At 61.7% G+C, this 20,563-nt stretch carries 23 protein-coding genes; 15 read left to right on the top strand and 8 right to left on the bottom strand.

The window, feature by feature from the left end; all coding sequences use genetic code 11:
- The first annotated feature begins 61 nt into the window (after positions 1–61).
- Positions 62–610, top strand: a complete 549-nt coding sequence (locus O9X62_RS03390; RefSeq protein WP_269531356.1) for a YaeQ family protein — start codon at positions 62–64, stop codon at positions 608–610.
- Positions 611–634: 24 nt separating this feature from the next.
- Here the strand turns inward: O9X62_RS03390 and O9X62_RS03385 are convergent, their stop codons facing one another.
- Together O9X62_RS03385 and O9X62_RS03380 are read right to left on the bottom strand one after the other, a co-directional pair.
- Complete coding sequence (locus tag O9X62_RS03385) at positions 635–1,108, bottom strand: Lrp/AsnC family transcriptional regulator (protein WP_269531355.1); 474 nt, start codon at positions 1,106–1,108, stop codon at positions 635–637.
- A gap of 370 nt (positions 1,109–1,478) precedes the next feature.
- Positions 1,479–2,303: an SAM-dependent methyltransferase gene (locus O9X62_RS03380; RefSeq protein WP_269531354.1), complete on the bottom strand. Its 825-nt coding sequence runs from the start codon at positions 2,301–2,303 to the stop codon at positions 1,479–1,481.
- Positions 2,304–2,393: 90 nt separating this feature from the next.
- Here O9X62_RS03380 and O9X62_RS03375 point away from each other — a divergent pair, with 90 nt between their 5' ends.
- From O9X62_RS03375 to O9X62_RS03365, 3 genes are all read left to right on the top strand, one after another.
- Entirely contained in the window at positions 2,394–2,594 is a 201-nt protein-coding gene (locus O9X62_RS03375) for a SlyX family protein (RefSeq protein ID WP_269531353.1), read from the top strand.
- Positions 2,595–2,610: 16 nt separating this feature from the next.
- Positions 2,611–3,837, top strand: a complete 1,227-nt coding sequence (locus O9X62_RS03370) for an MFS transporter (protein WP_269531352.1) — start codon at positions 2,611–2,613, stop codon at positions 3,835–3,837.
- Between the two features lie 70 nt (positions 3,838–3,907).
- Positions 3,908–4,924 (top strand): class I SAM-dependent rRNA methyltransferase, encoded by a 1,017-nt coding sequence (locus tag O9X62_RS03365; protein ID WP_269531351.1) that lies wholly within the window; start codon positions 3,908–3,910, stop codon positions 4,922–4,924.
- A gap of 29 nt (positions 4,925–4,953) precedes the next feature.
- On the opposite strand, the gene O9X62_RS03360 is transcribed toward O9X62_RS03365, so the two are convergent.
- Together O9X62_RS03360 and O9X62_RS03355 are read right to left on the bottom strand one after the other, a co-directional pair.
- Positions 4,954–5,514: a flavin reductase family protein gene (locus tag O9X62_RS03360; RefSeq protein ID WP_269531350.1), complete on the bottom strand. Its 561-nt coding sequence runs from the start codon at positions 5,512–5,514 to the stop codon at positions 4,954–4,956.
- Positions 5,515–5,571: 57 nt separating this feature from the next.
- Positions 5,572–6,474 (bottom strand): DUF1853 family protein, encoded by a 903-nt coding sequence (locus tag O9X62_RS03355; RefSeq protein ID WP_269531349.1) that lies wholly within the window; start codon positions 6,472–6,474, stop codon positions 5,572–5,574.
- Positions 6,475–6,608: 134 nt separating this feature from the next.
- Between O9X62_RS03355 and O9X62_RS03350 the strand changes: the two genes are divergently transcribed.
- Entirely contained in the window at positions 6,609–7,238 is a 630-nt protein-coding gene (locus tag O9X62_RS03350) for a nucleotidyltransferase domain-containing protein (protein ID WP_269531348.1), read from the top strand.
- Here O9X62_RS03350 and O9X62_RS03345 read toward each other — a convergent pair.
- Both O9X62_RS03345 and O9X62_RS03340 read right to left on the bottom strand, forming a co-directional pair.
- A complete protein-coding gene (locus O9X62_RS03345; protein ID WP_269531347.1) occupies positions 7,228–8,031 on the bottom strand; it encodes an ABC transporter substrate-binding protein in 804 nt (267 codons plus the stop codon). The two genes, O9X62_RS03350 and O9X62_RS03345, sit on opposite strands and share 11 nt — an antisense overlap.
- An 8-nt stretch (positions 8,032–8,039) precedes the next feature.
- On the bottom strand, positions 8,040–8,387 hold the full coding sequence (locus O9X62_RS03340) for a RidA family protein (RefSeq protein ID WP_269531346.1): 348 nt from the start codon (positions 8,385–8,387) through the stop codon (positions 8,040–8,042).
- Between the two features lie 207 nt (positions 8,388–8,594).
- Here O9X62_RS03340 and O9X62_RS03335 point away from each other — a divergent pair, with 207 nt between their 5' ends.
- From O9X62_RS03335 to O9X62_RS03310, 6 genes are all read left to right on the top strand, one after another.
- Entirely contained in the window at positions 8,595–9,620 is a 1,026-nt protein-coding gene (locus tag O9X62_RS03335) for a M14 family zinc carboxypeptidase (RefSeq protein ID WP_269531345.1), read from the top strand.
- Entirely contained in the window at positions 9,613–10,365 is a 753-nt protein-coding gene (locus tag O9X62_RS03330; protein ID WP_269531344.1) for an alpha/beta fold hydrolase, read from the top strand. The genes O9X62_RS03335 and O9X62_RS03330 overlap by 8 nt, the downstream gene beginning before the upstream one ends.
- Positions 10,366–10,580: 215 nt before the next feature.
- Positions 10,581–11,882, top strand: coding sequence for a DUF4397 domain-containing protein (locus O9X62_RS03325; RefSeq protein WP_269531343.1), 1,302 nt, complete (start codon positions 10,581–10,583; stop codon positions 11,880–11,882).
- 312 nt (positions 11,883–12,194) lie between these two features.
- A complete protein-coding gene (locus O9X62_RS03320; RefSeq protein ID WP_269531342.1) occupies positions 12,195–12,452 on the top strand; it encodes a hypothetical protein in 258 nt (85 codons plus the stop codon).
- Positions 12,453–12,623: 171 nt separating this feature from the next.
- Positions 12,624–14,459 carry an ABC transporter ATP-binding protein gene (locus O9X62_RS03315; RefSeq protein WP_269531341.1) on the top strand — a complete coding sequence of 612 codons (1,836 nt, stop codon included), beginning with the start codon at positions 12,624–12,626 and terminating at the stop codon, positions 14,457–14,459.
- Between the two features lie 158 nt (positions 14,460–14,617).
- Positions 14,618–16,225 (top strand): ATP-binding protein, encoded by a 1,608-nt coding sequence (locus O9X62_RS03310; RefSeq protein WP_269531340.1) that lies wholly within the window; start codon positions 14,618–14,620, stop codon positions 16,223–16,225.
- A gap of 80 nt (positions 16,226–16,305) precedes the next feature.
- Here O9X62_RS03310 and O9X62_RS03305 read toward each other — a convergent pair whose 3' ends face one another.
- Together O9X62_RS03305 and O9X62_RS03300 are read right to left on the bottom strand one after the other, a co-directional pair.
- Positions 16,306–16,431, bottom strand: a complete 126-nt coding sequence (locus O9X62_RS03305) for a hypothetical protein (RefSeq protein ID WP_269531339.1) — start codon at positions 16,429–16,431, stop codon at positions 16,306–16,308.
- Positions 16,432–16,596: 165 nt separating this feature from the next.
- Positions 16,597–16,911, bottom strand: a complete 315-nt coding sequence (locus tag O9X62_RS03300; RefSeq protein WP_269531338.1) for a hypothetical protein — start codon at positions 16,909–16,911, stop codon at positions 16,597–16,599.
- Positions 16,912–17,327: 416 nt separating this feature from the next.
- Here O9X62_RS03300 and infA point away from each other — a divergent pair, with 416 nt between their 5' ends.
- From infA to O9X62_RS03280, 4 genes are all read left to right on the top strand, one after another.
- Positions 17,328–17,585 carry a translation initiation factor IF-1 gene (infA, locus tag O9X62_RS03295; RefSeq protein ID WP_269531337.1) on the top strand — a complete coding sequence of 86 codons (258 nt, stop codon included), beginning with the start codon at positions 17,328–17,330 and terminating at the stop codon, positions 17,583–17,585.
- Positions 17,586–17,985: 400 nt separating this feature from the next.
- Positions 17,986–19,551 (top strand): tetratricopeptide repeat protein, encoded by a 1,566-nt coding sequence (locus tag O9X62_RS03290; RefSeq protein WP_269531336.1) that lies wholly within the window; start codon positions 17,986–17,988, stop codon positions 19,549–19,551.
- Positions 19,552–19,606: 55 nt separating this feature from the next.
- Positions 19,607–19,930, top strand: coding sequence for a hypothetical protein (locus O9X62_RS03285; RefSeq protein ID WP_269531335.1), 324 nt, complete (start codon positions 19,607–19,609; stop codon positions 19,928–19,930).
- 78 nt (positions 19,931–20,008) lie between these two features.
- Positions 20,009–20,536 carry a TIGR00645 family protein gene (locus O9X62_RS03280; protein ID WP_269531334.1) on the top strand — a complete coding sequence of 176 codons (528 nt, stop codon included), beginning with the start codon at positions 20,009–20,011 and terminating at the stop codon, positions 20,534–20,536.
- The last annotated feature ends 27 nt before the right edge of the window (positions 20,537–20,563 follow it).

The raw sequence follows: 20,563 nt of genomic DNA, 5'->3' as shown, positions 1-20,563 counted from the left end.
TTCTGTTGATGTACGTCTTGGGCCTCGCGGCCCGAGCTACCGTGTTTTTGCAAGGCATCTCATGGCACTCAAAGCCACCATCCACAAGGCCGACGTTTCCATCAGCGATATGGACCGCGGCTATTACGCCAACCACAGCCTCACGCTGGCCCAGCATCCGTCGGAAAACATCGAACGGATGATGCTGCGCCTGACGGCCTTCATCCTGCATGCCAGCGAGCGCCTGAGCTTTACCAAGGATATTTGCGGCGATGATGAGCCGGCCTTGTGGCAGAAGAGCTATTCGGACGAGATCGAAGTCTGGATCGACCTGGGCGAGCCCGACGAGCGCCGTCTGCGCCAGGCTTGCGGCCGTGCCGATCAGGTCTGGCTGTACAGCTACGGCGGTCGTGCAGCAGATATCTGGTGGAAGGGCATCGAGAGCAAGCTGACGCGGCTCGACAACCTCAATGTGGTCGGCATCTCGCCCGAGACGCTGGCGCAGCTGGCGGCCATGAACGAGCGCGGTATGCAGTTGCAGGCCACAATTCAGGATGGCCAGCTCTGGCTCAGCAACGGCACCGACACGGTGCTGGTGGAAGGCGAGAAACTCAAGGTCGCCGGCGAGTGAGTATCGCCTGACGGGCAAGGCGGCTCACACCTCTACCGACGCCGCCTGCTTCATGCAGCGCAGCGCAAAGCGCGAGCGGCTGTGGCGTATGCCCTGGATCTTGTAGAGCTTTTCACGCAGAAAGCGCTCGTAGCCGGCGGTGCCATCCACCGCCACCTTGATCAGGTAATCGTATTCGCCCGATACCAGATACGCCTCCAGCACCTCGGGCAGGGCGGCGAGCTGCTCGCCGAAGCGGCTCAGGGTGTCGTCCTCGTGGCGCTCCAGGGTGACTTCGATCAGCACGGTGTCCGATAGCCCCAGTTTCTGCGCATTGATCAGCGCCACATAACCCCGGATAAAGCCCTCCTGCTCCAGCCGCCGCGTGCGATTCCAGCAGGCGGTGGTCGACAGGTTCACCTGCTCGGCCAGTTCGGCATTGCTGATACGGGCGTTGCGCTGAAGTGCACGGAGGATTTGCCGGTCTACGGCGTCGATTCGGCTTTCTGCTGTGCTCATGGGTTGATCATCTTCAATTTGTTTCTATTGAAGAAGAATATTCCACATTGTGTCAGATGTGCGCGATGGATCGTACGATTCTTCGCGCGGCTTGGCCCTAAGCTATCCCGGTCTGCATGCACTGCACGCCCCGACTGCCAACCAGGCAGCTCGACCAGCCAAGGCGACTACGCCAAGGCCGGGTGCAATGCCTTACCGGGTATGCCGCGGACCAGCTTGCCGAACGGGTGGGTTGCGTGCCGCCGCAGTGATGCGGATGTTCAAGAAGTGATGCCGGGCGCCAACTGTAGGGTGCATTAAGCGCAGCGCAATGCACCGGGCGGCGATGTGAGCCAGGCGGTGCAATGCGGCCTTTGGCCTTATTGGCACCCTACGTAGTGTAGAAGCGTTCGCTCAGCTCGCTCAGGCCGAACTCGTTCAGCAGCGTTTGCAGGCGCTCGGCGGCGGCGCGTTTGGGCTTGCCGTGTTTGCGCGCGACGATGAGTTCGTTCTTCATCGAATGCTCCCAGCCCACCAGCTCGGTCACGGTGACGTTGTAGCCGTGTGCTTCCAGCTGCAGGCAGCGCAGCACATTGGTCAGCTGGCTGCCGAACTCGCGCGTGTGGATCGGGTGGCGCCATAGCTCGGCCACCGGGTGCTTGAGCATATCGCCCTTGTGCTTGCGCAGCGTGGCTGCGACTTCGGCCTGGCAGCACGGCACCAGCACGATGGCTTCGGACTCCTTTTCCAGCGCAAAGCGGATCGCGTCGTCCGTGGCCGTATTGCAGGCGTGCAGGGCGGTGACTACGTCGATGCGCTCGGGGAGTTCGCTCGAGGTGATCGAATCGGCCACCGACAAGTTCAGGAAGGACATGCCGCCAAAGCCCGCACGCTGGGCCAGATCGCGCGAGGTCTGCACCAGCGCTTCGCGGGTTTCGATGCCGTAGATATGGCCGGCCGGCGCCTGCTGCTTGAAGAACAGGTCATACAGGATAAAACCGAGGTAGGACTTGCCCGCGCCATGGTCCACCACGCGGATGTCGGCATGCTTGCCCAGTGCCTCGGCCAGCAGCGGCTCGATGAAGTTGAACAGGTGGTACACCTGCTTGAGCTTGCGTCGGCTGTCCTGATTGAGCTTGCCGTCGCGCGTGAGGATGTGCAGGGCCTTGAGCAGCTCGGTGGACTGATCGGGGCGGATGTCGTACTTCTCGGTCATGGTGCGTCTGAGGTCGGCTGGCAAGGCGCGTATGCTACGCGGCCCGTTGTTATTCGGTAAGCTCCGTCAGTCTTGGAAAGAGTAGCCATCATGGAAGACCGCATCACCGAACTCGAAATCCGCCTGGCGCTGCAGGACGATCTGCTCGACGAGCTCAACCGCATCGTGGCCCTGCAACAGCAACAACTGGAGCTGCTGGCGCGCGAACTGCGCAATGTGCAGGAGGCGCAGCGCAATCAGGACGGCCTGCGCTTGGGCGGCCCGCAGCACGAAATCCCGCCGCATTATTGAGCGGCCCCAGGTGTCGGTGCCCGACTCCCTCAAACAGCGCTTTGCCGGCGTGCCGGTGCTGGTGTACGGCCTGGCCGTGACCAGTTTCATCAACCGCATGGGCGGCACGGCCAAGCTGTTCATGGCGCTGTATCTGCGCGAGACGCTGGGTTTTGATCTGGCGGCCGTGGGCATGCTGCTAGCCCTGTATGGCGCGGGCTTGCTGGCCGGGTCGTTCGGCGTATCGGTACTCACCGATCACCTGCCCGCACGCCGGCTGATGCTGGGCATGCTGGTGGCCAGCGCTGCGTGTTTATTGATGCTGTGCTGGGTCAGCTCGCCCTTGTGGCTGGCCGTGTGGCTGCTGCTCGGCGGCGTGTTTGATGGCGGCTATCGGCCCAGCATGCAGCGCGTGCTGATGCAAAGCTGCCCGCAGGCGATACGTAGCCGCGCCCAATCCTTGCAGCGCGTGGCCGTGAACCTGGGCTTTGCGTTTGGCGGCCTGATCGGCGGCTGGTTTGCCGAGTACGACTACCGCTATGTGTTCGCAGCCGATGCAGCCACGGCGCTGGCAGCAGCCACCTTTCTGCACTGGGCCTTGCGCCGCGCCGATACGCTGGAGCCGCCACAAGTGCACGCTTCTGGCACCGCAGACAACGCGCGCTGGCCGTATGCCGACCCGCCCTTCCTGTGGTTCCTGCTGGCCTGTCTGCTGCTGTCGATTGTGTACGCGCAATCCGAAAGCACGATGAGCAACTATCTGCGCGAGTACGCCGCGTTGTCGCCCGCATGGATCGGCGCGACGTTTGCGCTCAATGGCTTCATGGTCGCGTTCCTGCAGATACCCGTCACGCTGCATACCGAACACTGGCCGCCACGGCGCACGATGATGCTGGGTGCGGCGGTGCTGACCGGCGGCTTTGCCATCCTGCCGCTGGCGGCCGGTTTGCCCGCGCCCGGTGGTGCGCTGGTGGCGCTGCTTTCCACGGCGATCTACACCCTGGGCGAGATGCTGCTGATGCCGCCACAAACCGCGATGATGATGCAGCGCGCCGATACGGGTCGTGCCGGGCACTATCTGGCGCTATACAACGCCATCTGGGGTGGCCGCACCATGCTGGCGCCCCTGCTGGGCAATCTGGTCTATGCGCGCTTTGGCGGCCATGCGGTGTGGGCGATGTGTGCCGGTTTCGGCGCGCTGGCGTTGTGGGTGCAGTATCACGCCATCAGCCGCATGCAGGCGGTGACCGACGCGGGCCGATAAGCGCAGAGCGAAGCGCGTAGAATGCGCCTACTTCGGCGGCATCAAGCCGCCTGCTTATTCTGGAAACCCCATGCCCGCCACCCTGATTCCCTTGCTGCAAGCCGCATTCGACGCGCGTGCCAGCCTGGTAGACGCCCTGCACGCCGAGCACACCACGGCTTACCGGCTGTTCCACGGCAGCGTGGAGGGTGAAGCCGGGCTGACCATTGATCGCTACGGCGATCTGTTGCTGGTGCAGACCTTCCATACGGCGCTGACGCCTGAGCGACTGGCGGCGATCGAAGGCTTCTACGCCGGCGTGCTGCCGGGGCTGACGACCATCTACAACGACCGCAGCGACGCCAACTCGCGTATCCGCAATCCGCTCGATGAAGCACAGCTGGAAAAAGCCATGGCGCCGCGCGAGGCGGAAGAAATGGGGGTGAAGTACCACATCCAGGCGCGCCACAGCGGCCAGGACCCGTGGTTGTTCCTGGATCTGCGTGCAGCTCGTCGCCGGGTGATGCAGGAAGCGGCCGGCAAATCGGTACTCAATCTGTTCGCTTACACCTGCGGCGTGGGCATTGCCGCAGCCAAGGCCGGCGCCAGCTTCGTGATGAATGTGGACTTTGCCGAATCCAGCCTGCGCGTGGGCAAGGACAACGCCCGCCTCAACGATTTGCCGGTACGGCCGCGTTTTGTGCAGAGCGATGTGTTCCCCGCAGTACGCCAGCTGTCGGGCATCGGCCAGCCGGCCGTGGTGCGCGGCAAGCGCATGCCACCGTTCCCCAAGCTTGAGGCCCGCCAGTTCGATCTGGTATTCCTTGATCCGCCGCGTTACGCCAAGAGCCTGTTCGGCGTGGTCGATCTGGTGAACGACTACCCGTCCGTCTTCAAGCCGGCGCTGTTGGCGACCGCCGAGGGCGGCACCATCATCTGCTGCAACAATGTGGCGCAGGTGGACGCCGATGCCTGGCTCGAGCAGCTGCAACGCAGCGCGGTGAAAGCCGGCCGCACGGTGCGCGAGGTCGAGTGGATCACGCCCGAGGCCGACTTCCCCAGCCGTGATGGCAAGCATCCACTGAAGATGGCTTTGCTGCGCGTTTAGTCGCCGCGTCGTCGTGAAGGTCGGTGGTGCTAGCCGCCGACCTTGAATTCATCGCCTGTCTCGAAAAACGTCCCGCCTGCCACATAGTGGATCGAGCGCTCGCGGCCGGCCGCGAAATGCCAGTGGCCCTCGCTGAAATCTTGCGGATCAGCCCAGGCCGCCACGACTTCGGCAATGAACAGGTCGTAGGTCTGCTGCACATGGGGTTCGGGAATCACCCGGCACTCCAGCCAGCCTACACAGCCTTCGATGAGTGGGGCGCCAATCTGGCTGGCCGCAAAGGTTTTCAGGCCGGCGCTCGCAAACTTGTCGGTCTCGTCTTTGCCGGAGCGTGATCCCACCGCCACCGTGGCGGCGGCCAGCGAGCGCGAGGGGATGTTGAGGGCAAACTCGCCAGAGGCGTCCACCAGCTCACGGGTCAGTGTGTTCTTGTCGATCACCACAGTGATCTTGGGCGGCGAAAAATCCAGCGGCATGCTCCAGGCCGCGGCCATCACATTGCGACGCTCACTGTGTGCGCTGGTGACGAGCACGGTGGGGCCGTGGTTAAGCAATCGGTAGGCTTTGGCGAGATCAACGGCGAGTCGCATGAGGTGTCTACGGCTAGAGGGTAAAGCCGGCATGATGCCGCTGGCCGCCCTGCGTGGCTACGCTTGTACAGGAATGCGGTTGATCTCGGCACGCAGCTGGGCCAGCCTTACCGGGTCGGGCCAGCCCGGCGTGAGGATCATGCCGCGCGCCAGTTCGTGGCCACCTTCGGCATAGGGCGCGTATTCGGCCACCATCAGGGGGCGCGCCTGTTCGCGCATGATTTCGCTCACATGATTACGCCACACTGGCAGGGGCTGCGCGCGGCTGTCGGCGCGCCGCGGGGCGAGCCAGTCGGTGCGCGGCAAGGTGCGCCACAGGCTGTCTGGCCGGGTTTGCGGGAATGGTTCGCCCCAGTGTCGCCACCAGCCGCGCGGGTGCTGTTCGGCCAGCACGTTGGGCAGCAAGTCGGGCGCTTCGCGGTAGAACATCCAGCCACGCAGCCAAGCCATGGGCTGGACAGGTAACTTCATCGGCAGGGCCAACTGGCCGGCGGGCAGGCGCGAGAGCGCGAGCTGATGGTGGATCAGGCGGTCGAACTTGAGCGCGAGTGCATCACGCAGGCCGGGGCCGACCAAGCAAACCTCACCGACCTCGGGCAGGGCAATGAACACTTTCACGGCCAGTTCAATGTGCAGCAGCCGGTCCTGTTCGGGCGGCAACAGCAGGTAGTCGTATTCGCCCAGGCTGCGGCCCCATTCGCGCACGGCCAGCTGGTTAGCCAGCAGGGTGTGGCCAGCCAGTTGCCCAAGTGCCGCCAGCATCAGCGCCTCGGCCTGACGACCCAGCCGGAAGGGCTCGCCCACGACGGGTTCGGGAAGCAGGGCGGGGTTGAGCTGCGACCACCAGTGCGCACCCAGCTTACTGTCGCCATCGAGCATGCCGGCGGGCAAGGTGCCGGGGCGAATCAATGAGGGTGAGGTGAGTAGCCAGTGCAGATCGGCGGCGGTGGTGGCGTGCATGGAAAGCCTGAGTGTGTATCCCGGTGCGTATTTGCAGGTGATCACGTCGCCGTGCTGGCACGTGTCATACAGATTGCGCTAGGCTAACTGCGTTCAGGCCCTGTGCCAACGCACGCTTACGACCCGAGGACACCATGTCGCATCGAGATCGCTCGCCCCGTGGCGCCAAGGAACAGATCATCCAGCTCGCGGCGCGTTTGATGGCCGAAGAGCACATCGACGACTTTGCCAGCGCCAAACGCAAGGCGATCCGCCGGCTTGGCATGCCCGAGGGCAAAAATCTCCCCAGCAATGAAGAAGTCGAGCAGGCATTGCGTGACTACCGCAGCCTCTATCAGCCCGGGCATGGCGATATTGTCCAGACGCTCAGGCAGCGTGCCTGCGAGGCGATGCGCCTGTTCGCCGAGTTCAAGCCGTATCTGGTCGGTTCGGTGCTCAAGGGCAATGCCGGGCCGCATTCGGATATCAATCTGGTGATCTACAGCGATAACGATAAGGCCGTGGAAATCCGCTGCCTCAATCTGGGCCTGGATTACCGCACCGAAACCTCACCCGCAGGCCATCCCACACTGGCGTTTTATGTGGACGGCAGTGTTGTACGCGTGAGCATCCGGCCTGAGCATGACGAGCGTCAGAACGCCCGTGGCGGCACCGACGCGCTGGAACGAGCGCGTCTGAGTCAGCTCGAAGCGTTGATGCTGGCACCTGCCACCACCGTGGCCAGTGACTTCGAGCGGATGATGGCGAAGGCGTTTACGGCTTGAGCAGCGGTGCGGCCTGCCGCTGGAAGGCCGCCGACTCACGCACGCTGGCGATGGTCTCCCAGAGTTTGCGTGTCCAAGCCGGATGCTGATCGGCAATCCGGTGCGACACCATCAGGTACATCGGCGGGTTGAAGATGGGTTGCGGTGCGCGTTTGATCTGGCGGGCCAGATCCGGGTGGCGTGAGAGCTGATAATCCCCCTCCCGCGTCAGCAGGGCCGCGCCATCGGTATTGCCCAGTACGACCAGCCTCAGGATGTCGACCGAGCCCTTGGCGCTTTCTGTGACCTGTGCACCCAGAGCACGCAAGGGCGACACGACCGAGTAGTCGACTTGCGCCGCCATCCGCGGGGCTGGCTGGCTGAACTGCTTGCCATCCCAGTCGAGCGAGCTGTCGATATGCGTGAACAGTGAGTAGCTGTCATCGTGGAGGCGGTAGCGCGGATCAGGTTTGCCCTTGTGCATGGGATAAGCACCCAGTGTCTCGCGCTCGGGCAGCCACGCAATATCCATTACCCCATCCACGGCGCCCTGCTGTGCCTCCAGCAGGCAGCGACGCCAGGGCTTGCGCACATAGCGGATACGCACACCCAGCTGTTGTCCCACCCTGTCCAGCAGGTGGTTCGAATAGCCCGGCCCGGTTGTCAGGGTCCAGGGGTAGTTGTCGGCATCCTCCTGGCACAGCGTCAAGGTGGCCGGGCCTTCGCGTGCCAGTGCCTGCGCAGGCAGCAGGGCGGCGGCGATCAGTACGGCGCCGATCATCAGCAGGCGCAGGCCAGGTGGGCGGTCGGGCATGGTGAAGATCAGGCTGCGGCGGCCACGAAGGCAATCTCGACCAGCATGCCGGGCTTGTTGAGTTCGACCTTGATGCAGGCGCGGGCAGGGGCAGTGCCGGGTGCCAGCCAGGCATCCCAGATTTCATTGAAAGCGGGCACCAGTGTCAGGTCCGTGACATAGATCGTTGCCATGAGCAGGCGAGCCTTGTTGCTGCCCGCCAAGGCCAGAGTGTGTTCTGCTTGCGCCAGGATTTGCCGGGTCTGATCGGCCATGTCGCCGTCAACGCGGGCCGGCACCTCGACAAAGTGCACGATGCCCCGGAAAACGGTCGCATCCGACCAGCGCTGTTCCGGATTGATACGTTGGATATCCATGATGGGCTCCGATGGGGATAGCCCTCGAGTGTAAAGGCCGTACTGCCAGTATGGAAATGCATCCTGTCGTACAGGTCCTATGCAAAATGGGCATAAGCCGGCACGGGTACTGGTCCGGCATCGGGCGCGGTGGCGTGTGTCACGAAAGCGTCATCCTTTCTGGTGGCGTCGCTGGCTATGCTGCGACAGACCCGTCTGCGATACACCATGCGCCCATCCCGTCACGAACTGCCCGAGCTGGCCGAACTGGAACGCCTCATCCGCCTGGGTGCGGGCCATCTGCGCGCGCGCACCGAGGCGGAAGTGGCGGTCGGGCGCTACACCCTGCCCGTGCATGTACTCACCCTGGGTAGCGAGGCAGCCGACGCGCCGGTAGCGGCCTTTTTCGGCGGGGTTCATGGGCTGGAGCGCATCGGCACCCAGGTCATCCTCGCCTTTTTACACAACCTGCTGATGCGCCTGCGCTGGGACCCGCTGCTGGAACATCAGCTCTCGCAGGTGCGACTGGTGTTCATGCCACTCGTGAATCCCGGCGGCATGTTGCTGCACCGCCGTGCCAATCCCGCCGGCGTGGACCTGATGCGCAACGCCCCGTGCGATGCGGCAGAGGGCGTCGCTTGGCTGGTGGGCGGGCATCGTGCCGGCCCTTGGTTGCCCTGGTATCGCGGCGAGGCGCAAGCGGCCATGGAGCCGGAGAGCGCGGCTTTGTGCGCGGTGGTCGAGCGGGAGCTGCTGACGCGGCCGCTTGCCTTGGCCCTCGACTGCCATTCGGGATTCGGCCTGCGCGACCGGATCTGGTTTCCCTTGGCCGGGAGCCGTCGCCCCATCGACATACTTGGCGAGGTCTACACCCTCAAAACCCTGTTCGACCAGGCCTATCCCAACAATCACTATGTGTTCGAGCCGCAAAGCCGCCATTACCTGACCCATGGCGATCTGTGGGATCACCTCTACCTGCGCTCGCGCGAGCTGGGCGATCGTCTGTTCGTGCCGCTCACGCTGGAGATGGGCTCATGGAACTGGGTGCGCAAGAATCCCCGCCAGCTGTTCTCCCGTCTGGGCCCATTCAACCCGATTGCCCCGCATCGCCACCAGCGGGTGATGCGCACGCACCTGGCTTTCATGGAGTTCCTGACCCGCCTGGCGGGCAGCGGGCCGCGCTGGCTGCAGGGCAACCTGCGTAGCCAGCGCCACCGGATGGATGCCATGCACCTTTGGTACCGCGATGTCTGAGCCGACACCCTGGGTGTTGTTGCGGGGGCTGGGGCGCGAAGCGCGCCACTGGGGCCACTTCCCTGCGCAACTCGCGGCAGCCAGCGGCCGGCCAGTGCTGACGCCCGATCTGCCAGGCAATGGCACGCGCTGGCGCGAGCCAGCCGGCCTGAGCATTGCGGCGCAATGTGAAGCATTGCGTGCGGGTTTGGCCGCAGTGCTGGCGCAAGGCCCGGTGGATGTGCTGGCGCTTTCCATGGGCGGTATGGTGGCGCTGTACTGGGCACAACATTATCCGGCTGAGGTGCGCTCCCTCGTCCTGATCAACACCAGTTTTGCCGGCGTGTCGCCGTTCTGGCACCGGCTACGCTGGCAATGCTATCCGCTGGTGCTGGGGTTGGTATGCATGCCCACAATCTGGCGTGAGTATGGACTGCTCCATCTGACCAGCAACCAGCCACAACGACGCGCGCTGGCATGGCCGCAGTGGCGGGCTTGCCAGCGCGATCAGCCGGTCAGCCTGGGTAACTTCTTGCGCCAGCTAACGGCAGCAGCCCGCTTCAGGCCGGTGGGCGCGTGGCCTGGGCAGCCGCTGACCCTGCTAAGCAGTCGTCAGGACCGTCTGGTTAACCCTGCATGTACAACCCGTTTGGCGCAGCGGCTATCCGCGCGGAGTTTTGTACACCCTGATGCCGGACATGATCTGGTGCTGGATGATCCGGCTTGGGTGATTGCATGCCTGGATAGGCATATCCATGATTCGTAAAGATAAATTTCCGTAGTGCTCGTGCTTTCAGGGTGAGTGCAGATGCTTCCGCTACCCTGTTCTGACGGACATTTTGTGTCATTTCCCTGTTTTGTACACCCTGTTTGAAATTTAATGTACACCGTGTGTACATTACGAACTGCGCATTTGCGCTCGGGTTCGTTCTTTCAACGAAGGGTGTGGCCGGCATGGCTGGCCATGAACAGGAGGTCGAAATGAAACGCTTTTTGCTCTCGCTGGCTGTGCTGGCGCCCATGGCGCTGCTGACAGCCTGTAATGACGACGACAGCAGCCCGCAACCCACGCCGCCTGCCCCACCGGCAGCTTCGTATGTGCGGGTTGTACATGCTTCGCCGGATGCGCCAGCCGTTGATGTGGCACTGGATGGCACGAATGTGGTCACCAATGCGTCCTTCAAGGCGGCAACCGGGTTTCTGCAGACCACGGCAGGCGCCCACACGGTACGGGTGAATGCGGCAGGGACGACCACTACGGTGTTGAGCGCTTCGCCCACGCTGGCCGGTGGCAAGTACTACACGGTATTCGCCGCCAACAAGCTGGCTGCATTGGAACCCTTGGTGGTTGAGGAAGAGGCGGCTGCCCCGGCTTCGGGCAAGATCAAGCTTCGCGTCGTACATGCCGCGCCTTCGGCTCCCGCCGTGGATGTCCATGTGACTGCACCCGCTGCAGCACTGGGTACACCAACCCTGAGCAATGTGCCCTTCAAGGGGATTTCGGCCGCACTGGAAGTGGATGCGGGCGATTACCGGGTGCGGGTTACCCCCGCCGGCAGCACGACCGTGGTTTATGACTCGGGCAAACTCTCTCTGGCCGCAGGTGCCAACCTGGTCGCCGCCGCCATTGATGCCAGCACGGGCAATTCACCGGTCTCCCTGCTGGTGCTGACGCGCGATATCGCGAACCCGGTATTCGAGGTCAAGGACCAGCGTGCGCTGGTGCGGGCTGTCCATGCTTCGCCCAATGCGCCCTCGGTGGATATCCTCGTCAACAACGCGGTAGCGCTGAGCAACGTACCCTTCCCGGTGGCGTCGGCTTATCTGGACCCACTGGCGGGTACGTATAACTTCAAGGTGAATGCGGCGGGCACCAGCACCACGGTCATCAATGCCGATGTGCCGCTGGAAGCCGGCAAGAAGTACAGCGTGGTCGCGGCCAACTTCCTTGCCAATATCGAGCCCCTGGTCTTTGACGACACCACGGCCAAGCCTGCTGCGGGCAAAGCCAAACTGCGTATTGCCCACCTCTCGCCTGACGCACCCAATGTCGACATCCTGGCCAATGACGCTGCGCTGGTGAGCAATGTGCCTTTCAAGGCCAAGACCGATTACCTTGAAGTGGCCGCCGCCACCTACGCGATCAAGGTCAACGTTGCCGGCACCAGCACGACCGCGCTGTCGGCCAACCTGACGCTCGAATCCGGCAAGATCTACAGCGTTTACGCAGTGGGTTCGCTGGCTGGCAGCACGCTGCAACTCAAGGTGCTCAACGACAACTGAGATCGTTACCACCTTATCCAACAGGCACGCCCCCGCCCGGTTTAGGGCGGGTCCAGTGCCGATGGCGCGGATGCCGTGATCACACGGCCCTTCCCCCGAGTACAGCCCGGCCGTGGTTCTACCGCGGCCGGGCTGTTTTGCTCCGGCCTGTACCAACGCCTCACAGCGGCGCGCGATGACGGCTTGCCTGCGGTAATTGTGCACAGGGTTTGTGTCAGCCACCGTTCAGCCGGGCGGGACTAACTTGGGTGCCAAGGACGGCGGCGCAGGCTGCCGATCCGGTAACCCCAACAACCCGAGAGGATCTGTGCCATGACCAAGCTGACTGCCACCCTGATTGCCGCCACCTTCGCTGCCACCCTGGGCACCGTACACGCCGGCACACCGGTTGCCGAACCCGGCCAGCCAGCCACGACTCCGGTGGTGACCAAGCCTGCCGAAACGGCCAAGGCAGACCCGGCCGCCAAGCCTGTCGAGGCACCCAAGCCAGCGGAAACCGCTGCGACGCCCTCCGTGCCGGTTGCCGGCCCAGCCAGCGAGCCCGCCAAAGCAGCCGCGCCAACCAAATAATCTCCCGAGTGCCCGGCTGTGGTCTGACCCGGCCATGCCGAACACCCGCCCCGATCACGCAAGTGCCTGATCGGGGCGGTCTCGTTTCCGGCACGGGGTGAGGCTCGTAGCCAGCGCTTGAGCCTTGTAAACTCGCCACCACAGCAAAACCAAGAAAAGTGCGAGGAAGCCGTGTTCCGCTGGTTCGAGCAACGTATCTCCCCCTATCCCGATGTCGCGGCCGATGTGCCGCCCCAGGGTTTCTTCGCCTTCATCTGGGCGGGCACCGAGGGCATGCGCCCACTGATCTTCATCATGGCGGCGCTCACGGCCTTGATCGGCGTATTCGAAGCCATGCTGTTTTCCATGCTCGGCAATGTGGTGGACTGGCTGGCCCGGATTCCGCCCGCCGAGTTGTGGTCCACGCAAAAACAGCATTTGTTGCTGCTGGCTGGCATCTTGCTGGCCAGCCCCTTGCTGATCGCGCTGCAGGCCCTGTGCAAGTACCAGGGCCTGCAGAGCAATTTCCCCATGCGGCTGCGCTGGCGCTATCACCGCCATCTGCTTGGTCAAAGCATGAGCTTCTATCAGGACGAGTTCGCCGGCCGCGTCTCGGCCAAGGTCATGCAAACGGCACTGGCGGTGCGCGACACGGTGCTGATCCTCACCGACATCATGGTGTTCATCGTCATCTACTTCGTGACCATGATCGCGGTAGTCGGGAGTTTTGACCTGATCCTGCTGCTGCCTTTCCTGGGCTGGCTGCTGGCGTACATGGTGGCGCTGACCTTTTTTGTGCCGCGTCTGGGCAAGGCGGCGGCGGCACAGGCCGACGCCCGCAGTTTGATGACGGGCCGCATTACCGATGCCTACACGAATATCACGACGGTAAAACTGTTCAGCCACAGCGAGCGCGAGGCCGACTTTGCCAAGAGCGCGATGGCCGATTTCCTGCAGACGGCTTACCGGCAGATGCGCCTCGTCAGCGGCTTCGAGATCGTCAACCATATTCTCAGCATGAGCCTGATCGCCAGCACGGCCGGTGTCACGCTATGGCTGTGGACGCGCGGCGAGGTGGGCGTTGGTGCCGTTGCGGCCGCCACGGCCATGGCCCTGCGCCTGAACGGTATTTCCCACTGGATCATGTGGGAGATGGCCAGCCTGTTCGAGAACATCGGCACCGTACAGGACGGCATCAATACCCTCTCACGCCCGGTCGCCGTCACCGATGCCCCCGATGCCCGGCCTTTGGCGGTGAGCGAGGGGGATATCCGTTTCGAGCACATGCACTTTGCCTACGGCAACGGCAAGACCGTGGTGGAAGATCTCAATCTGCACATCCGGCCCGGCGAAAAGATTGGCTTGATCGGCCGCTCGGGGGCGGGCAAAAGCACCCTGGTCAATCTGTTGCTGCGCTTTTACGACGTGCAGCAGGGCCGTATTCTCATCGACGGTCAGGATATCGCGCATGTCACACAAGACAGCTTGCGCCGTCAGGTGGGCATGGTGACGCAAGACACGTCCTTGCTGCATCGCTCGGTGCGCGACAACCTGCTTTACGGCCGCCCGGATGCCACGGAAGCGCAAATGATTGCTGCGGCCGAGCGTGCCGAAGCGCTGGACTTCATTGCCAGTCTTGCCGACCCCAAGGGGCGCACGGGTTTTGACGCCCATGTCGGTGAGCGGGGCGTGAAGCTCAGTGGTGGCCAGCGCCAGCGCATTGCCATTGCCCGCGTGATGCTCAAGGATGCCCCCATCCTCCTGCTGGATGAGGCTACCAGCGCCCTCGACTCGGAAGTCGAAGCCGCGATCCAGCGTAGCCTGTATCGGCTGATGGAAGGCAAGACCGTGGTCGCGATTGCCCACCGTTTGTCGACCATTGCCGCCATGGACAGATTGATCGTGATGGATGCTGGTCGAATTGTCGAAGAAGGCGACCACGCCACCTTGCTGGCAAAGGGCGGTCTTTACGCACGACTCTGGGCCCATCAGAGCGGCGGATTTCTGGGCGAAGAGGTCGATGCTTGACGCCCGACGGCGCAGACGAGCAGTGGCTAGCTCTGCTATGGTGTACTCAAATAAGGTCGCCTTGCCGTGCGATTCGGCACAGGCACCAACAGGCGCTTAGCTTGCCACGCAAGAGCAGCATGCGGCGAACTGATGGGCTGACTCTGGAGGAACCAGACATGGCAATGCCCACCGTGCTGTACTTGGAGGACAACCCGCTCGACAGCCAGCTGGTCATCAATGCCCTGGCGCGGCTGGGGCTGGATATCGACCTCCACCATGTCGACACCATCGCAGCAGGGCAGCAGGCCCTCAGCAAGCAGCGATTCGACTTGGTGATCTCCGACCGCAATGTGCCGGATGGTGATGGCTTGGCTTTGCTGGCGGCAACCCGGCTGGTCCTGCCCGAGGTCCCATTCCTGTTCTTCAGCGGCCAGGCGGATGTCGTCTCCGTACAAACCGCACTCGCGGCCGGTGCGACAGACTACATCGACAAACGCGATCTCTGGCGGCTCAAACATGCGGTACGCCAATGGCTGGATCGCGTGCCGGCCAATGTCGATGGCACGCATTGGCACTGGCTCATGCGCTGCCAGAGTCGGCTGGTCGAGGTGGTCAAGCAGCTTTCCATGGCACGCAAACTCGATGATGTCACCACCTTGGTACGCAAAGTCGCGCGCGAACTCGTGCTTGCAGATGGTGCCAGCTTCGTGATCGCCGAGGGTGAGCAGTGTTTTTATGCCGATGAAGACGCGATCTCGCAGCTCTGGAAGGGACGTCGCTTTCCCAAGGAGGCCTGTATCAGCGGCTGGGCCATGGACCACCGGCGGCAGGTCGTGATACCGGATATCCGTGCCGACGCGCGCATTCCGCTGGACGTGTATCTGCCCACCTTTGTCTACAGCATGGTGATGACGCCTGTTCGCCAGCAGGACCCTATTGCCGCCATCGGCGTCTATTGGGCCTACCCGTACACCCCGTCTGCCGATGAAACCGCCTTGCTGCAAAGCCTGGCCGACGCCACGGCACTCGCGCTCGAGAATCTGCATTGCTATGGCGAACTCGACAGCCGGGTGAGGGCGCAGACGCTACGGCTGGAAAACATGCATCAGGAACTGGAGGCCGTGTCGTATTCGGTCTCGCATGATCTGCGCGCGCCACTGCGGGCCATCAATGGCTTTGGCAATATCCTGCTCGAAGACCATATGGCAGCCCTGCCTGATGACGGTCGCCACTATCTGGTCCGGATCTGTGCCGAAGCTGCGCGCATGGATGAGCAGATTGATGATCTGCTCAGGCTGTTCAAACTATCCAATCAGGGAGTAGAGCGTGAACTGCTCGATCTGGCCGATCTGGCACGCCAAGCCTGCGCCCGTCTGCAAAATCGGGAGCCGGACCGCAACGTAGAGATCCGTATTGCGCCCAGCCTGCCGGTAGAGGCAGACCGCGGTCTGCTGTCTGCACTGATCGAAAGCCTGATCAGCAACGCATGGAAATACTCGGCCCGTCAGGACGCAGCATGCATCGAGGTGGGTACCGAACCGGATGAGACCGGCAGCCCGGTTTACTATGTACGAGACAACGGCGCTGGCTTTGATCTGCAACATGCCCGCAAGCTGTTCGCACCGTTCCAGCGATTCCATGGCAACAAGGAGTTTCCCGGCAACGGGATAGGCCTCGCCATCGTCCAGCGCGTCGTGCATCAGCATGGTGGTCGGGTGTGGGCGGAATCCGCCCCTAACGCCGGCGCCTGCTTCTACTTCACGCTACCGGCGGTGACCGCTTAGCCGTGCATCTGCCCCGGCAATACAACGCCGCCCGGCACGACCTGCCAGCACGCTGGCCGGGCCAGGCAGCGGCGGCATGCTTACTTGGGTTTGCCGCTTTCTGCGGCTTTGACCTGTGAGTTGAAGGTGCTGACGACCGGGGTGGTGGTCTTTTCCTTCTTGGGTTTCTTCACTTCCTTATTGCCACGCAGCTGACCTTTGGCCATGGTACTTCTCCTTGCCGCATGGGCTACCCCATGCAGCGGTAAGGCGTTACGGGTTGCACCCCGCGGTGTCGGCCCAATGCTGCCGGGCGACACGTACCCTGATCTTAGGCTGATTAGCGCCGCCAAGGCGATTTATCGTCGTGTGACTGCGCACGCAAAGGCAAGTCAGGCGGCGACCTTGGCCTTGCGCCGCAAAAGCAGCACGCCCAGCGAACCCAGCAGCGCCCCGGCCACAGAGAACAGGAACATGAAGCCGAAGCCAAGCAAGGCCAGCACCATATCGAAGGTGTGGGTAGCCCAGGTCCGGCAAACCAGTACCCGGTCGCGCCGCGAGCGGACGCTGCAGAACTGGTCGGCAAACAGCAGATCCCACACTTGGGCGCCGAGAAGGACGCTGAACGCCAATGCGGACAATGTAAACAGCAGCGCTATAATAAAGAGCACCTTGCGGGTTGGTGTGGACTGGCTGGTTCCGGGCATGATTCCATCGGGCCTGAGTGCGGTACGCCATTCTGGCACGCGCCGTCCATCGGCTGGCACACACGCGAGCGCAGGGGTGAGTGTTGTGCGCGGAGCGTGACAACAGACGCCAAGGGTGGTAATAAAAATCAGGTACTTAGCTGATTTGTGGTAAAGTGCCGGCACGTTGCGGCCCCAACCGCAACAGATCCTCCTACAGCGCCCAAGTTTTACGTCCCTCCGGTTGCCCTTTCGCTGCGGCGAAACCCTCCCCCTGGTACCCAAGCTTGTCATGGCCGCCCGGCACACTCTGTGGCCGCCAACCTGTCTGAGGCATCCGCCAAGACCCCGTCCGGTCTCGCCTACTGCGAATACGTCGACTGGTTCTGGCATTTATTAACCCGGCGTGGCCTGGCCGCGCCTGCGGAGCTGAACCTATGGCAAAAGAAGAAGCGATCGAGTTCGAAGGTGTAGTCAGCGAAGTCCTGCCTGAATCGCGTTTCCGGGTCACCCTGGAAAACGGCGTAAGCATTCTTGCTTACGGCTCGGGCAAGATGAAGATGCACCGGATCAAGGTACTGGAGGGCGACCGTGTGAAGGTTGAAATGTCCCCCTACGATCTGACCAAGGGTCGCATCACGTTTCGCCATGCCACACCCAATATGGGTGGCGGCCAGCAACGGCGCCGCTATTGAAACAGTTACTGGAATTGCATTGTTCATCAGAGATTTGAAAGTGGGCGACCACTTCACCCAACAACAGCAGGGCCAAACCCTGCGATTTCATGTCCTGGCCATTGAGGCCGTGGGCAGACAGGTAGAAATCCTGTTCGATACCGCCGAAGGCGCACAACGAGTGCGTTATGCCAATCGGGCGGTACTAGCCGGCACTCAGCAGGTTAGTTGCGCTTAAGTTTTGCCAAAAAAAACGTACCGAACCTGTGCGCATGGCGTACTGTGTGGCGAAGTTGTTTGCGGCGACATCATGACGACGTCGCCGCAGTCAGCCATCAGTCATGGTGCTTGCTAACAGCCGCTCTCACGCCGGCTTGTCATGCCCTAATGCATTACCACAGCTTATCGGTGAGGCGCAGACATGAATCGCTTTGATCTTGCGGTAACCTTGCATCAGCAGGGTGAGCTAGCCAGGGCTATCGCGATTTATTCTTCCCTGCATGACGATTCTCCCTATGATGTGAGTGTCCTACATTGCTTGGGTATTGCACTGTTACAGACTGGGGATTTTCGGCAAGCAATAGATTGCCTAGCCCTCGCTGCTGAGCTGGCGAGTTCAGAGCCCGAGATATGGGCAAGTCTGGGCGCGGCGCATATACAGGCTGGCGGCTTTGAGTGCGCTTGCGTTGTTTTGGAGAAAGTTGGCGAACTTGGTGCACATACCCCCGCCTCGTTAAATAATCTGGGTAACGCACAAAGCGCGCTGGGTCTGCTAAACGAAGCCTTGGCAAGCTATCTATCCGCAATCAAACTGGATACAAGTGTCAGTGAGGTCCATTGCAACCTGGGCCTTCTCTACCAGCGTCTGGATCGTTCGACCGACGCGCTGGCCGAGATCGACATTGCGTTGGGCTATCAACCAGGGAATATCCACGCACTCACTGCTCGGGCCGAGGTGCTGCGGGACTTGCTTCGACCTGATGAGGCACTTATGTCCCTGAATGCCTCTCTTGCATTATCACCGCTTGACCCCGATGCTCACTGGAATAGGGCCTTGTGTCTGCTTCAGATGGGGAGGCTGGCAGAAGGTTGGGCGGAGTACGAGTGGCGCTGGTCAATCTCGTCAGGGGGGCATAAAGCTCGGCACAGAAATCTACCCCTATGGTTAGGGGATTACGATATTCGTGGTCAGACCCTACTGGTGCATGCTGAACAAGGTTTCGGCGATACGGTACAGTTTTGCCGCTATGTCAGTTCACTGGCTGAACATGGTATCAGCGTCATTTTGCAGACTCAGGACACGTTGGTTCGGCTGCTAAGTAATCTTCCCGGACTGAAGGCGGTTGCGGCCTTATCTGATACGCCTATCCAAGCAGACGCACAGTGCCCGTTGATGAGTCTCCCGCATGCTTGCCGAGGCTGGGCAAACAAAGTATCGCACTCTCAGCCGTATATATTCTCGGACAAGAGTTCCGCAGATGTATGGCGAACGAAGCTGGGTGTGCAAACCCGCCCACGCATTGGTCTTGTATGGTCAGGCAGCTCAAAACACGTCAACGACCATAGGCGCTCGATGCCTTTGTCATGGTTGATGCCGCTTATGGATGCGGATTGTGATTTCCACGCGATACAGACCATGATTTCTGCGCAAGACCGGCCCCTGATGGACTCGTCCGGCATTAGTGACTGGTCGGTTTATTTAAAGGACTTTGCTGACACCTCCTCGCTTGTGGAGGAGATGGATCTGGTGATCAGTGTGGATACGTCCGTCGCTCATTTGGCGGCTGCAATGGGAAAGCCGGTTTGGATAATGTTGCCCTTCAACCCGGATTGGCGTTGGCAACTCGGCCGAACGGATACACCGTGGTACCCAACGATGCGATTGTTTCGTCAAAGCTCGCCTGGCGACTGGGCGGGTGTTTGCAACCATGTTCAAGCATGTCTGGCCGATATGCTATCAAGTTATAGCCAGCCCAAGAACTGCTAGACCGCTGTTGTCACGTGATTGTCAGGGCGAACTGGTGGTAGTAAATCCTCCGGTCATGAGCTTCAATGACCATGAACAGTGTGTAAAACGGGGAGGCGAAATGGAATTCCAGGAAAGTCGCGCGGAGCACTTCACTTCTATTTCTCGTGAGCCACCGCCGCATGTCTTGATAGAGCGTGCTCTGATACAGATAGCTGGGGATGGGGATGCGGCCAAGTTCCGGAACGAGGTGCTGGCGGCGGCGGGCTGGAAGCACAGCAACCTGATTTCCTTCGGCAAGTATCCTGACCAAGCGGCCTCGGCATTCAACCGTATCCGCGCCGTACTTGCCCAGACTCAGGACAAAGGGGCTGTCATGGCTAGCTTAGGCGGGGGCTGATCCCGCCGTGCCGAGGGGACTTGCACAAGCGCCGGCCTTATGGATACTTGCGGCTTTGGTTCGAGTTAGAGGTTCGCAATGAAGTCTGCCGTCGCCCGTATGGAAAGTTTCATCTTCTGGAGTCGCTGGCTCCAAGCCCCGCTCTATCTGGGCCTGATCGTGGCTCAGGGCGTCTACGTGTACAAGTTCCTGCGCGAACTCGTGCATCTGGTTGCCGACGCCAACGCCATGGGCGAAACCCAGATCATGCTTATCGTTCTGGGCCTGATTGACGTGGTGATGATTGCCAACCTGCTGATCATGGTGGTGATTGGCGGTTACGAGACCTTTGTTTCCAAGATCGACATCCTCGACAAACACGAAGATCGCCCTGAATGGCTGTCCCATGTGGATGCAGGCGTGCTCAAAACCAAGCTCGCGCTTGCATTGATCAGCATCTCCTCGATCCACCTGCTCAAGACTTTCATCAGCCTCAGTGATCCCTCCATTTCCACTACCAACACGGATTCCAATTCCGTGATGTGGCAGGTAGTGATCCACTGCACTTTCCTGCTATCGGCGGTGATCATGGCCTATACGGACAAGTTGATGGTGTCCAAGCACTAATATTGAAGTAGTTGCCGTTGGCCTACG

The organism is Chitinimonas sp. BJYL2 (genome assembly GCF_027257935.1).
Classification (GTDB): Bacteria; Pseudomonadota; Gammaproteobacteria; order Burkholderiales; family Chitinimonadaceae; genus Chitinimonas.
Note: the sequence above shows the minus strand (reverse complement) of the source record. Positions and strands in the feature narration are given on the sequence as shown.